The 13,825-nt window shown below is 42.9% G+C and carries 12 protein-coding genes; all 12 read right to left on the reverse strand.

Annotated features, from left to right (window positions below; genetic code table 11):
• Positions 1 to 217: 217 nt before the first annotated feature.
• Positions 218 to 1,246 carry an aldose epimerase family protein gene (locus tag I6N96_RS07440; RefSeq protein ID WP_209556934.1) on the reverse strand — a complete coding sequence of 343 codons (1,029 nt, stop codon included), beginning with the start codon at positions 1,244 to 1,246 and terminating at the stop codon, positions 218 to 220.
• 187 nt (positions 1,247 to 1,433) lie between these two features.
• On the reverse strand, positions 1,434 to 2,858 hold the full coding sequence (gene araA, locus I6N96_RS07445; RefSeq protein ID WP_209556935.1) for an L-arabinose isomerase: 1,425 nt from the start codon (positions 2,856 to 2,858) through the stop codon (positions 1,434 to 1,436).
• A gap of 62 nt (positions 2,859 to 2,920) precedes the next feature.
• Positions 2,921 to 3,616 carry an L-ribulose-5-phosphate 4-epimerase gene (locus I6N96_RS07450; RefSeq protein ID WP_209556936.1) on the reverse strand — a complete coding sequence of 232 codons (696 nt, stop codon included), beginning with the start codon at positions 3,614 to 3,616 and terminating at the stop codon, positions 2,921 to 2,923.
• A gap of 193 nt (positions 3,617 to 3,809) precedes the next feature.
• Positions 3,810 to 5,411 carry a xylulokinase gene (locus tag I6N96_RS07455; protein ID WP_209556937.1) on the reverse strand — a complete coding sequence of 534 codons (1,602 nt, stop codon included), beginning with the start codon at positions 5,409 to 5,411 and terminating at the stop codon, positions 3,810 to 3,812.
• Positions 5,412 to 5,742: 331 nt separating this feature from the next.
• Positions 5,743 to 5,979 (reverse strand): DUF6171 family protein, encoded by a 237-nt coding sequence (locus I6N96_RS19730; RefSeq protein WP_245186880.1) that lies wholly within the window; start codon positions 5,977 to 5,979, stop codon positions 5,743 to 5,745.
• On the reverse strand, positions 5,976 to 7,430 hold the full coding sequence (locus I6N96_RS07460; protein WP_209556938.1) for an alpha-N-arabinofuranosidase: 1,455 nt from the start codon (positions 7,428 to 7,430) through the stop codon (positions 5,976 to 5,978). The genes I6N96_RS19730 and I6N96_RS07460 overlap by 4 nt, the downstream gene beginning before the upstream one ends.
• Before the next feature lie 12 nt (positions 7,431 to 7,442).
• Positions 7,443 to 8,411, reverse strand: a complete 969-nt coding sequence (locus I6N96_RS07465; RefSeq protein WP_209556939.1) for a glycoside hydrolase family 43 protein — start codon at positions 8,409 to 8,411, stop codon at positions 7,443 to 7,445.
• A gap of 9 nt (positions 8,412 to 8,420) precedes the next feature.
• Positions 8,421 to 9,941: an alpha-N-arabinofuranosidase gene (locus I6N96_RS07470; RefSeq protein WP_209556940.1), complete on the reverse strand. Its 1,521-nt coding sequence runs from the start codon at positions 9,939 to 9,941 to the stop codon at positions 8,421 to 8,423.
• A complete protein-coding gene (locus tag I6N96_RS07475) occupies positions 9,938 to 10,507 on the reverse strand; it encodes a DUF624 domain-containing protein (RefSeq protein WP_209556941.1) in 570 nt (189 codons plus the stop codon). Before I6N96_RS07475 ends, I6N96_RS07470 begins: the two co-directional genes overlap by 4 nt.
• Positions 10,508 to 10,517: 10 nt before the next feature.
• Positions 10,518 to 11,381: a carbohydrate ABC transporter permease gene (locus tag I6N96_RS07480; protein WP_209556942.1), complete on the reverse strand. Its 864-nt coding sequence runs from the start codon at positions 11,379 to 11,381 to the stop codon at positions 10,518 to 10,520.
• Between the two features lie 12 nt (positions 11,382 to 11,393).
• The gene (locus I6N96_RS07485) at positions 11,394 to 12,290 is read right to left on the reverse strand and encodes a carbohydrate ABC transporter permease (RefSeq protein ID WP_209556943.1); all 897 of its coding nucleotides are present in this window, start codon (positions 12,288 to 12,290) and stop codon (positions 11,394 to 11,396) included.
• A gap of 240 nt (positions 12,291 to 12,530) precedes the next feature.
• The gene (locus tag I6N96_RS07490) at positions 12,531 to 13,805 is read right to left on the reverse strand and encodes an ABC transporter substrate-binding protein (protein ID WP_209556944.1); all 1,275 of its coding nucleotides are present in this window, start codon (positions 13,803 to 13,805) and stop codon (positions 12,531 to 12,533) included.
• Positions 13,806 to 13,825 lie beyond the last annotated feature (20 nt).

A 13,825-nucleotide genomic window follows, 5' to 3' on the forward strand; every position in this document is an offset into this window, starting at 1 on the left:
TTCTTTGATCAATAAGTTCCCGAACATTCATCTTATACAAAAATGGACATGCGGATTTGCATGTCCAGACAGGTTACTTTATTTATCCATAAATCCCATAAGAGAATTCAGTTTATAAGTAGCATCCCTTTGCTTATACCAGAGGGCAAGGATCGCTATTCGTGTAATAAAACCTTTTACAGGATTTACGCAACTACCTTTTCTACGCCTTATTGCCTCAATCTTCCACAACGACCTTGAACACTGTTTCTTTTTCAAATGCTTCGTCTGGTCGAATAACAACACTGCCCCATTCCGGATAATCTGTTACTCCCGGCGGCACTTGCGTTTCCATCGTGATACCGCCATGATCAGCAAGTTTGTGTCCACGCATCACAGGGCCTCCATCACCAAAATTTGCAGTGAAAACAACAACTGACGGATCGTCTGTTGTCATCTCGATCGTTACTTTTTTATCCGGAGATATCAGCGTAGCCTGAGGTGTATCCGTAGTCAAAAGAAATGGATGATCCAAACCATCAATGCCGCTAGCTTCAGAAGCAACTCCTGCAAAAAGCTCAGACATCTTTTTTTCATGGGTAAAATCAAAAGCAGTCCCTTGAACAGCCACAAGATTTCCTGTTGGGATCACATCCCCATCAACCTCTACATAACGATCTGCATTCATTTGCAGTGTATGCTCATCAATTGATTGAGAAGGATCGCCAGTTAAATTGAAATAGACATGATTCGTCGGATTATAGATCGTTGCCTGATCTGTCGTCGCAGAATAATGGATGATCCACTCATTATCATTTGTCAGACTATATGTGACCGCAACAGACAGATTTCCTGGAAATCCTTCATCGCCATCTTTGCTTTCTAAAGTAAAAACCACCGAAACTCTATCTGCTTCTTTTTTTTCAGCAGCCTGCCAGATATATTTATCAAAGCCATAGCCTCCATGAAGATTATGACCTGTTTCAGGATCGATAGATACCTGATATTCTTCTCCATCAATAGAGAATTTCCCATTTTTGATCCGTCCGGCAAAACGTCCTACAGATGAACCGATAAAGGGATCTTTTGCCAAATATTCATCCGCTGAATCAAAGCCTAAAATCGTTTCCCGCTGCTTTCCATCAACCAATACTTTTAGTGAAACCACTCGAGCGCCTTGATCTGACACCGCCAGTTCTGTTCCTTTATCATTTTTTAGAATAAATAAATTAGCTTTTTTGCCAAAATCCTTTTTGATGATTTCCATATCTTCCGTCCTTTCTGTTTTTGCTAAAGCAATTATACACCAAAGGGAATGAAAGGGCTTAACTAACCTTTGACCTTGGACAATCTGCTGTAGCAAATCAGGCACATTGCACATTCCCTTGTTCCTTGTTTCATACAAGCGGCGGAGGTATCCGCCTGTTACCGAATACCTCCGCCGCCCTAAAAAACTATTTGATTGTTACGTACGCAAGATCTACTAACTTCGCCCATGTTTCGATCTGATCAGAAGTCAGATTCAACGACACAACAGTATGATGTCCGCCGCCTGTTTCGATCCATGATTTGATGCCTTCATGGAAGTCTGGTTTTGGTTTCCACATTACACGAGCCACTGGAAGCTTAGGTGCTGCTTCTGTAGGCTCAAATAAATCCACTTCATTGATCAGCAGTTTATAATGTGTGCCGAAATCTGCCATCGAAACAACGACACCTGCTCCGGCTTTTCCATCAAAGACCAAACGTGCCGGATCTTCACGATCTCCCATAGAAAGAGGAGACACAACGATTTTCGGTTTATTGTTAGCCAAACTTGGATCGACCTCCATCATGTGGGATTGAAGGATCGCTTCTTGACCAGCGGCCATTTCATATGTGTAATCTTCCATAAAGCCAGTATTTTCATTTCTAGCCATGACCTTCATCAAGCGATCGATTGCCGCTGTTTTCCAGTCACCCTCACCGGCAAATCCGTACCCCTCAGCCATCAAGCGTTGTACCGCAAGTCCCGGCAGCTGCTGCATACCATACAGGTCTTCAAAGTTTGTACTGAAGGCATTATAGCTGCCGGCTTCAAGAAAGCGACGTATTCCGATTTCCTGACGAGCCTGAACTTTCACATGTGCTTCCCATTTATCTTGTGCATAGTCACCATAATCAAAATCGTATAGTTTTTTATATTCTTCGAACAAGGCATCGATTTCTTCATCCTTCACTGCATCTACATACTGGACTAGATCGCCAATACCAAAATAATCTACTACCCAACCAAATTGAATCTGCGCTTCAACCTTATCGCCTTCAGTTACAGCTACATTTCGCATGTTGTCTCCAAAACGAGCAACTTTGATATTGAAGCTTTCATTAAAGGCAACAGCCACATCCATCCATTCAGCGATTTGCTTTTGAACCTCAGAACGTTTCCAATAGCCGACAACGACTTTATTTTGTTTTTTCAGTCGTGCATTGATAAATCCGTATTCTCTATCCCCATGTGCCGCTTGGTTCAAGTTCATGAAATCCATATCGATCGTTTGCCACGGAATGCTTTCGTTGTATTGTGTTGCCAAATGAAGCAATGGCTTTTGCAATAATTTTGTCCCGCGTATCCACATTTTTGCAGGCGAGAAGGTATGCATCCAAGTGATGACTCCGGCAACCTCGTCACGATAGTTGACTTCCTTCATGATTTTTGTGATCGTATCAGGAGTTACTGCCAGCTCCTGCAGCTTGATTGGATACGGCAATGCTTTGCTGTCATTCAATGACTGAACCATTTCCTCTGCATGGGCACGTACTTCCCGAAGCGCTTCTTCTCCATATAAATGCTGAGAACCTACTACAAACCAAAATTCTTTCTGATCGATCGTTAACATATTTTTCTTCCTTTCTATAATGGGTTTACTAGTTAAAATCCTGAGAGAAACAACACACTTGTTTATTTTTGTCCGTAATAGGCATCCTTGCCATGCTTACGTAAATAATGCTTATCCAAAATCCGCTGAGGCAGCTCCTCAGAAAAATGATTCAGTTGACGAGCAAATAAATTCATTTTGCATACCTCATCTAGAACCACTGCATTCATGACTGCGCTATCTGCGTTTTTCCCCCAAGTGAACGGACCGTGACCATGTAAGAGAACACCTGGAACCGCCATCGGATCGATCCCGCGTTTTTCAAAGGTCTCAATGATCACATTCCCTGTTTCCTTCTCATAGCCCTTATCGATCTCTTCCTGTGTGAGAAATCGTGCGCAGGGGACTGAACCGTAAAATGTATCAGCGTGAGTCGTTCCCATTGCGGGTACGTCCAACCCGGCTTGTGCCCAAATTGTCGCCCAAGCAGAATGGGTATGGACGATCCCGCCGATTTCTTTGTATTCCTTGTAAAGAACTGCATGAGTCGGTGTATCTGATGAAGGATTCATCGTTCCCTCCACCACATTTCCCTCTAAATCACAGACCACCATATCTGATGGCTTCAACGTATCATAATCAACGCCTGACGGTTTGATGACAAACAAGCCTTGTTCCCGATCGATTCCACTGACATTGCCCCAGGTGTATTTGATCAAGCCTTGTTTGGGCAACTCTAAATTGGCATAGAAAACTTCCTCTTTTAATGCTTCCAGCAATTTGGCTTCCTCCTTCTTTATCTAGGTCGTGTCTGAAAAGTCTAGTACAATTATTTTTATGGATACGTCAGTCGAAATCATCTTTATACACCACATAACCTATAGTTTCTTTCTTGATTTCCACTAGAATTCCAAAAAATTTCGGATATCTCTGAGCCTTTCAGCTACGTCTTAACGACAATACGCTACTACTCTATTTCAAAAATTCAACGGCTGCTTTTTCGATTGGCAGTCCATCCTCATAACGCTTGATGAATAGATTAAAACCCTCAACATCTAATGGATCAGGTACTGCCTCAATTCCTTCGTTCTCTCCAAATACTTGATGATTCAGGTAATCCGCCAATGTCAGGCCTTCTTCTGCATGCTGCAGGTAATCTGCCAGCAGAGCAATCCCCCAAGCACCACCTTCACCAGCAGTCTCCATCAAGGCAACCGGTGTATTCATTGCAGCTGCGAGGATTTTTTGTGCAACGCCCTCTGTTTTGAAAATGCCGCCATGTCCGAGGACTTTATCAATGCCAACTCGTTCTTCCTCTACAAGAATCTTCATTCCCATATGCAATGCCCCAAAGGCTGAAAATAGATGTACGCGCATAAAATTCGCTAAATCAAATTTGCTGTCCGGCGTCCGTACAAATAACGGTCGGCCCTCCGGCATATGCGTGATATTCTCTCCTGAGAAATACCCGTAGGATAATAGTCCTCCGCAATCCTTATCGCCTGTTAACGCCTGGTGGAACAGGACTTCATATAACTTTTCTGTACTGATTTCAAAACCGCTCACTTCCGCAAATTCACGGAAGATATTTACCCACGCATTTATGTCTGAGGAACAGTTATTTGCGTGAACCATTGCGACAAGATCACCGGACGGCGTAGTTACCATATCTAATTCAGGATGCACCTTCTGCAATTCTTTTTCCAAAACGATCATCGCAAAAACTGAAGTGCCAGCTGATACATTTCCTGTTCGTACAGCAACACTATTGGTTGCTGCCATCCCTGTTCCGGCATCCCCTTCCGGCGGACACAATGGAATCCCAGCAGATAGACTGCCAGACGGATCGAGAAGCTTCGCTCCTTCTTCTGTCAAGATTCCAGCGGATTCCCCAGCAACCAGTACTTGTGGTAGAATTTCTTTTAGCTTCCAAGGATAATGGTTATCTGCAGTTTTCTGATCAAAAGCACTGATCATTCGTTCATCATAATTTTTTATTTTCGGATCAATTGGAAACATTCCGGAAGCATCGCCGATACCAAGTACTTTCTTACCAGTCAGCTGCCAATGAACATAGCCTGCCAATGTGGTAAAGAAATCAACGTCCTTTACATGTGCCTCTTGATTCAAGATTGCCTGATAGAGATGAGCAATGCTCCAACGTTGTGGAATATTGTAATTAAACAACTCAGTCAATTCTCTTTCAGCATCTGCTGTGATCGAGTTTCGCCAAGTACGAAAAGGAACCAGCAACTCGCCTGATTTGTCAAACGCCATATATCCGTGCATCATTGCACTGAAGCCGATTGCGCCGATTTTCGTCAGCTCTGTATCAAAGTTTTTTCGAACTTCTTTCTTCAGATTCAAATAGCTGTCCTGTAACCCGCTCCAGATTTCCTCCAAGCTGTACGTCCAAATTCCATCAATCAATTGATTTTCCCACTCATGACTTCCCGAGGCGATAGGCTGCTGCTTTTCGTCGATCAGCACTGCCTTGATTCGCGTCGATCCAAGCTCGATCCCTAAGGATGTTTTTCCCTGAACAATCGATTTTCTTACTGTTTTCGTATCCATCTCGATCCTCCTGTATCCGTTTTCAATTATTGGTAGAAAAGCTGAACGGACTTGTTCAGCCGTCAAGCAATACGTGCTCAATAAATGACAGCAATGTTCTTCATCGTAATTTTTTGAGTCATATTGTTGAAAAGGGCTAGTCCGTGAAGCCAAACAATGCGCTGATTTTTACGACAATCATTGACATTTTCACGTGCGCAAACACTTACCAGCAAAAAAATTCTCCTTGAAAGAGTTACCCCTTCTTTCAAGAAGAATTATAACATTTTTGTACGTACATGTAAAACTATTTATTAAATATTTGTACGTACTTTTATTTTCAAACGAGCTATCACCACTGACCGATTGGACAGCTCTTTGAAGGAAGAGAAGCCCTAAACTTGTAATAACAGCCACAGCTGGTGCAGGTGTGTGCCGAACGTTTTGGACAGCTCTCACAAAAACTGATTCGCTGTTGTCTGATAAGGTCTGATACAACCATCGGCTCAACCATCAGCTGTTCCAAAATAAGCTGTTCAACATCTGTTTGCTCTACTTCCCTCTGGATATCACAACGAGTGCAACTCATTTCAAGTCCATCAGCTCTAACTGAATAGTCAGAACAGCTTTTGCTGGGATCGTGAGCGTTAAGTTGTTTCCCTCAATAGCGTAGTCAGAAAATGACCTGATAATGATCTCTTGCGGATGGTCGAAATCATTATGACTATCCATCTCAGCACCTTGGATATAGCGACTGGAAGGAACACCCTTGATCAGCGATTCCAGCTGAAAATGAAGGGCTTGATCACCTTCCAGTGCATAGTTGCAGATAGAGAGATTCAGCACATCGCCTTCTTTAGAAACCGTGTACGACATATTATCGATAGTATCGCCATAGCTCTCTACACGTTGTGCGTCTTGATGCACCTGATAAAGATCAAAGACATGGTAGCTTGGCGTTTTTACTAACGCTGAACCTTCTGTTAAGAGCATCGCCTGCAGTACATTGACGGTTTGAGCAATATTTGCCATCTGCACACGTTCCGCATGTTTATGGAAGATATTTAGTGTAACTGCTGCAACCATCGCATCACGAATTGTGTTTTGCTGATAAAGGAACCCAGGGTTTGTGCCCGGCTCAACAGCCAGCCATGATCCCCATTCATCTATGATCAAGCCAACACGCTTTTCCGGATCGTATGTATCCATGATCGTCGAATGCTTTGTGATCAGCTCATCCATCTTCTCTGCACTCTTGATCAGCGACCACCAATATTTTTCGTCAAAATTCAGCGCTGAACCTTTTTCCTCCCACGCGCCAGTCAGGGCATAATGATGCAGACTAATTCCGTCCATAAATGGTGCCGCACTTTTCATGACCTCTTCCATCCACTGATAATCATCGACATTCGGACCACAAGCGATTTTATAGATTTTTTCTTTATCATATTGGCGGACATAGGTCTGATAGCGGCGATACAGATCTGCATAATACTGCGGGCGCATATTCCCGCCACAGCCCCACGATTCATTTCCAACACCAAAGAATTTGACCGTCCACGGTTCTTCTCTGCCGTTTTCACGTCGATACTCAGACATCGGTGATTCTCCTGCCATCGTCATATACTCGACCCATTCCTGCATTTCCTGAACCGTTCCGCTGCCGACATTTCCATTGATGTATGCGTCACACCCTAATTGATCGATCAATTCAAAGAACTCGTGTGTGCCGAAATGATTGGTCTCAGTCACACCGCCCCAATGTGTATTGACAATTTTCTTACGGGTTGATGTTTCTCCAATACCGTCCTTCCAATGGTATTCGTCAGCAAAGCAGCCGCCCGGCCAGCGCAGAACCGGAATTCGAATATTCTTTAGTGCCTCTACCACATCTGTACGCATCCCGTTTTTATTGGGGATAGTTGAATCCGTTCCTACATAAAGCCCATCGTAGATACAACGACCAAGGTGCTCGGCAAAATGGCCATAGATATATTTACTGATTGTCGGTCCTGCCTTTCGATCCACTATGTTTATCATCGTTTCACCTGCCTAGATAGTTTTCGTGTAGCCCTCCGGTTCTCCAAAAGTCGGGAACCCCTGCTCATTCCATGAAAATACTTGCGCGTTGGCATGTCGGTTTGGATTATCCAATGGGTCGCCTTCTTTATTTTTTTCCGGGCGGGCATGATAAATCAAAACGTCCTCTTTGTCGTCTTCACTCTTGGTAAAAGAGTTATGTCCCGGCCCAAACTGATGGTTCTTTTCCGAAGTCACGAATATCGGCTCCGGCAGTTTGTGCCATGAGTAACCATCTAATAAATCAGCATCTTCATCTGCCCAAAGCAAACCCATCGCATAATTTTCATCTGTCGCACTTCCCGAATAGGTAATAAACACTTTTCCATTTCGAATAAGTGCTGCTGCACCTTCATTAACAGAGAAGCCGATTTTCTCCCAATCATATTCCGGAATCGAAAGAAGAATTTGTTCCCCTTTCAGTGTCCATGGATTCTCCATTTCTGAAATATAGAGATTGGAATTCCCGGGAATACGAGGGTCTTGCTGTGCCCAGACATAATAGAGTCTTTCTTTATGCTGAAATACAGTACCATCCAGACTGAAGCTGTCGAATTTCGTGACCAGCTGTCCTTTCTCTGTCCAATCTGTATTCATTGGATCTGTATGCTTGTTCTCGATCACAAACATCCGATGATGATGATACTGATCTCGTATTTCGGCATCATCACTAGCTGCAAAATAAATATACCAGTGATCATTGATAAAGTGGATTTCCGGTGCCCAGATCAACTCACTCATCAAGCCTGTCTTCGGTGCATGCCAGACAAGCAGCCGCTCCCCATCCTCTAATCCGTCAATGCTTTTTGCTCTTCGCAGTTCAATTGCCTTATAGCCAGGCAGTGATCCGGTGAAATAGTAAAAGCCATCTGTATGCTTATAAATCCACGGGTCTGCCCGCTCAATAACAATTGGATTTTCATACGTCGTCTTTTCTGTCATAAGCCTTCCTCAACCCTTTTTTATTTTGATTACGTTCCATGAATACTTTTCAAGCGTCACAATCAGTTTTCTCTTATCTGAAAACTGTATTTCCTTTGTCTGAGGAACGATTTTATTTGGTGTTTCCCGCAAGTTTTTATCCAGCAGCTGCTCACTTTGTAATACGATATGCTCTCCTTTGGCAGCCAAATCGAAATCATGATCCAGACTGACAGTCTGTGCTTGATCTCCTCGATTGACACAAAACAAGACAAGCTCATCAGTATTTTCAACGACCACACTATCTACAAGAGGAACATTTTTGATTTTCTCACAATCATAGGTTGGTCCCTCAAGAGTTTGTCTCAATACCTGTCCTTTAGCATACTTCGATAAGTGCGCCATGATATGATACGTTGGATTACACCATGCTTTGCCTCCCGCATCTGTTAAAATCAACGGAATCGTATTGACCAGTAAAGACTGACAAGCAATTTTCACTCGATCTGCATGTCGTAAAATAGACAGCCCCAATGAGCCAAACAGCAAGGCGTCCTCCATCGTGAAATAGCACCAGTCGATTGGGCTGCCGATTTCAAAATCTTCATGTACCTTCTCTGGTTGAGAATGAACATTCCATTCGTCAAAAGCCAGATACATCGTTTTTTCACTTCGTAGAGATCCCTTTACATAGTCACAGGCAGCTACGACTTCTTCAATCTGACGATCAAATCGATACGATTTTGCCAAATAGGTTGGTGTATCGTCCCGTTCATTTTTCGGCGGTTTCGTCAGATCATCCTCATCGTACTTATCAATGTAATTATGCAATGCTAAATAATCGACGCTTTCGTATGCCTGTTCCAAAGCGATGCGATCCCATTCAGGATAACTAGCCAATCTTGGCGTCGAGCTGCCCACCAAAATCGTTTCAATAGAGTCATCCACCAGTTTCATGACCTTCGACGCTTCATTTGCCAGACGACCATATTCATAAGCACTTTTAGCACCAATTTGCCATGGCCCATCCAGTTCATTCCCTAAACACCAAAGCTTGATCCCAAACGGCTCCTCTTGTCCATTCTCTCTACGGAGATCACTCCAGTAAGAATCCTTTGGAAAATTACAATATTCAACAATATTTCGTGCATCATCGATCCCTTTCGTCCCTAGATTCACAGTAAAAATCGCCTCTGCAGTCGTATGCTTCAGCCACTTAAAAAACTCGTGGATCCCAAACGTATTCGGCTCGATTCCACGCCAGGCAAGATCGATTTTTTTCGGTCGTTTATCTATCGGACCAATCGTATCCAACCAATCATAGCCAGAGGTGAAATTCCCGCCGGGATAACGGATCACGCCTAAATCCAGCTCGTTGATCAATGCAAGAACATCCAAACGAAAGCCGTTTTCATCTGCTTCCGGATGCCCTGGTTCATAAATTCCTGTGTAGACGACACTTCCCATATGTTCAACAAACGAGCCAAACAATCTTGGGCTGATATCGCCAACCAAAAAGTCTTTACGTATTTTTATCTTCGATTCATTCATTCGATCACCCTGCGTTTTCTAGATAATATAAGATAAAGCAATTTCCACACCGCTCCCGCAAACAGGAAAATAAATGGCGGAAACAAAAAGATCAATAAGGTAAAAAGAATCACGAGTATCGTACAGCCTAAATTTCCTGCAAAGGATACTACAAGGTCCAAAGAGCTCTGTTCAAAAAGCTTAAACACAGAGACCCTTCCCATGTGACTACAGTTATCTATCCAAGAAAGCAAGAACATCAGATAGACGATTGAAACAACATAACCACTGATCATCAACAGCTGACTGCTCTCTTGAAGCAGCAGATTCGCAGCAGCAAAGATGCCTACGGTTAATAGACTTACCAATAAATTGATTAAAAAGTGTTTTCTGATTCCAGTAAAAAAATGATAAAAGATACTACCAGTAGTTCCATCCTGCCATTGCCGCAGAACATATAAAACTGCTGTAGATGCCGGTACAAGGGTCACGATTGGCAACGAGACGATCACCCAAAGCAGACCCAGCAGTAAATAATCCGAAATCACGATCAATTGCGCATAAATCTTCGTTTCTACCAGTTTCATTCCACTCACCCTATTCTTTCATCCCTGACATTGCAGTTCCTTGAACAAAGTATTTCTGTGCAAAAATGTAGATGATCAATAACGGCAGCATAGAAATTACCGTTCCAGCCATCACCGGACCATAAAAGGAAATATTTTGACCAGTAAACAGCGCTAATCCAGCCGGCAGTGTCCTCATTTTCGAACTGCTTGTCAAAATCAATGGATACAGCAAATCATTCCAGCTGTTCATCAAGGTAAAGATTGCCAATGAAAGCAGTGTCGGCTTACTTAAGGGCAGCATGATTTTCCAAAAGATACCAAACTCATTCAAGCCGTCGATCCGAGCCGCTTCTTCCAAAGAAGCCGGTAATGTAATAAAGAAGGAGCGCATCATGAAAATCCCAAAGGCTGTCGTCATTCTTGGAATGATCAGCCCCGCATAAGTATCTAGTAAGCCTAGTAAATTAACTTCGATAAACAATGGAATCATAAATACCTGAAACGGGATCATCATTGTCAACAGGACGAAATAGAACAACGCGGATTTCCCTTTAAAATTCATCCGTGCGAAGGCATAGCCTGCCAGTGAATCAAAGAAAATCGATGTGATCACAGTCCCTCCGGCAAAAATCACCGTATTTTTGATATAGTCCAATAACGGAATCGTTGACCAAACCTTGATGTAGTTATCCAGCGTGTAGTTTTCTGCAAAAATTTTCGGTGGAAATGAAATGATGTCCTTCTCGTATTTAAACGAGGAGAGGATCAGCCACAGAAAAGGAAAGGCGATGATGAACAAGACCAGCAGCATGCCAACCGTACTGAGAACTTTTTTTGCACTGACTTTTTTTCTTTTTTTCTTGACCGTTACGATCGTACTTTCAGTTACCATTCGTTTCCCCTCCTACTTCATTTGTTTTTCTTTACGCGACATGTACAGATTGGTGGATATCGCTATCGCTGCAATGATCACGAACAGGATAGACGATAGTGCAGAGGCATAGCCTAGCTCATACGGCGCAGTAAAACCACGACTGTAGATGTACTGTACAGCAGTTTCAGTCTTGAACTGAGGACCGCCGGCCGTCGCTACGTATACCTGATCGAAAACCTGCATAGAGCCAATCAGATTCGTCAAGATACAAAAGCCTAATGATGGTACGATTTGCGGCAAGGTAATATTGAAGAATTGTTGACGGTTGGTTGCCCCATCCATTTCTGCAGATTCATAAAGCGAAGGAGATATTCCTTGAATCGCAGTCAGCAGGATCGTCATCGTTACTCCAAAGTTTTTCCAAACAGTCATGATAGCCACCGTCGGCATCGCTAAGGTAGGATCTCTGAAAAATTGTGGGATCGGCAGGCCTAATTGAGAAAACAGGTACGGGATCGCCCCAACATTTGGGTCCAGCAGCATGGAAAAGATAATGGCAATGGATGTTAACGAACAGATAACCGGGATGTAAAATGTCGAACGACAAAATCGGTTGAATTTCGTATTTTTTGAAAGGATCACAGCTGCAAACAGCCCAACGATGATTTGCAGCGGCGTTTCCAGAATCGTGAAATATAATGTATGTATCAATGAGTTGATTGCCCGTTCATCACTGAAAATCCGTGTGAAATTGTCCAAGCCGACAATGTTTCTATTCGTGAAGAAGATGTTCAAATCAGTAAAACTGATGGCGAACGTTCCTAACAAGGGAACAACCGTAAACATCAGTAGAATCAAAAATGATGGTGCTAAAAACAGATACGCCGCTCGGCTGGGTCTGTTCCAATATCTGGCTAATGATTTCAACGTATACACCTCTCTTTAAAAGATTATGGAATAGAGTAGAGGCAGGAGCAGCCTGTCTTGAACAACAGAATCAAGCAGAACCGCTCACTATTTTCAATCCTTACAGGATCAAACTCCTTCATGGGTGCTTACTCGGTTTATTCAAGCTCGTACAAGCACTCCTGTCTCGCCTCTTATTCGGATCACCACTTCTTTATCAGTCCATGATCCTATCCAGTTTTGATTTCTTTATTCTGACGTTTACTGATTCAGTAAATCATTGATTGCTTTGTCCGCATCCTTCATCAGTTTTTCAGGATCGTCTCCTGCCAATAATTTTTCGATCAGAGGATTGATGATATCGTTGTTGATTGCAGCAATTTTAGAGAAGCCCGGTAAAAACGGCTCTGCGTAATCCATTTGTTTAGAAAGCTCAGAAACGATTTCGTTGTTCTTCACTTCATCGTCTTCTGCTACAGAATTCAGATACGCAGGGAAACCATTTTCGATACTCCATTTTTTACCGATTTCTGTTGTATTCCAATATTTTAAGAATTCATAGATTGCTTCTTTTTTATTGCTGTCTGTACTTGCAGGGATCGCATATCCGACACCATCAAGAATCGCAGTTTTTTCGCCATCTTCTGTTGCTTGCGGCAAAGTGGTCACACTGTAATTGATCTCATTTGCTTTCAATCCATTGTTCAACCAAGGGCCATTGATTTCAATTGCCAGCTGTCCGGCATTCATCAAATTATCCATCTCAGCTCCGGAAATAGATTCAGGACCGGCTTTGTCTACATGAATCATTTGTTGGATCGCTTTTAACGTTTTTAGATTTTCAGGGGAATCGAACTCTGATTTTGTATAGTCATCATTCACTAGCTTCCCGCCGTTCGCAAGCATCCAGTTATAAAGCGGTGCGGTACCATCCTTGTTGAACACAAAGCCCGATACGTTCGTACTGCTGTCTGCCAGCTTCGGTGCCATTTCAGTCAGCTCTTCCCAAGTCTTAGGTGGTTCTGCTGCATCAAGTCCGGCTTTTTCAAACAGATCTTTGTTCCAGTACATGTACATCCCCTGTACCTGCATAGGGATAAAGTATTGTTTTTCATCAACAACTCCTAAATCAACTGCGGTTTCCGTAAAGTCTGATTTATCTACACCATCGTAATCCCAGAAATCATCCAGCGTTTGGACTGCGCCGTTTTCCACATATTGAGCAAAATCACCATAATTTAGTGCTATAAAATCCGGTGCTGTTTTTGACGAAATTGCCGGCGGCAGTTTTTCATTTAAGTTAGCCCAAGTCATCACGTCCATCTCGATCGTGATATTCTTATCATTGCTCTTATTGAAGTCATCCACGATATCCTGTAATATTTCTCCATCAGAAGCAGTAAAACCATTCCAGAATGTCAATGTCACTGCATCTCCTGAATCACCACCGGAAGACGAGCTGCCTCCCCCACATGCTGCAAGCATACCTGCTGATGCAAGTGCCATCGACCCTAATAAAAATTTCTTAAATCTCATTTGGAAATCCCCCTTGAATT

It is taken from the genome of Enterococcus larvae, assembly GCF_017830045.1.
Lineage (GTDB): Bacteria > Bacillota > Bacilli > Lactobacillales > Enterococcaceae > Enterococcus_L > Enterococcus_L larvae.

What these genes read in the sequence shown, in the direction of transcription:
- I6N96_RS07440 (WP_209556934.1), bottom strand. Translation starts at nt 1,246, where the DNA reads ATGGAAATCATCAAAAAGGATTTTGGCAAAAAAGCTAATTTATTTATT.
- I6N96_RS07480 (WP_209556942.1), bottom strand. Translation starts at nt 11,381, where the DNA reads ATGGTAACTGAAAGTACGATCGTAACGGTCAAGAAAAAAAGAAAAAAA.
- I6N96_RS07490 (WP_209556944.1), bottom strand. Translation starts at nt 13,805, where the DNA reads ATGAGATTTAAGAAATTTTTATTAGGGTCGATGGCACTTGCATCAGCA.
- I6N96_RS07465 (WP_209556939.1), bottom strand. Translation starts at nt 8,411, where the DNA reads ATGACAGAAAAGACGACGTATGAAAATCCAATTGTTATTGAGCGGGCA.
- I6N96_RS07455 (WP_209556937.1), bottom strand. Translation starts at nt 5,411, where the DNA reads ATGGATACGAAAACAGTAAGAAAATCGATTGTTCAGGGAAAAACATCC.
- I6N96_RS07475 (WP_209556941.1), bottom strand. Translation starts at nt 10,507, where the DNA reads ATGAAACTGGTAGAAACGAAGATTTATGCGCAATTGATCGTGATTTCG.
- araA (WP_209556935.1), bottom strand. Translation starts at nt 2,858, where the DNA reads ATGTTAACGATCGATCAGAAAGAATTTTGGTTTGTAGTAGGTTCTCAG.
- I6N96_RS07470 (WP_209556940.1), bottom strand. Translation starts at nt 9,941, where the DNA reads ATGAATGAATCGAAGATAAAAATACGTAAAGACTTTTTGGTTGGCGAT.
- I6N96_RS19730 (WP_245186880.1), bottom strand. Translation starts at nt 5,979, where the DNA reads ATGAGTTGCACTCGTTGTGATATCCAGAGGGAAGTAGAGCAAACAGAT.
- I6N96_RS07460 (WP_209556938.1), bottom strand. Translation starts at nt 7,430, where the DNA reads ATGATAAACATAGTGGATCGAAAGGCAGGACCGACAATCAGTAAATAT.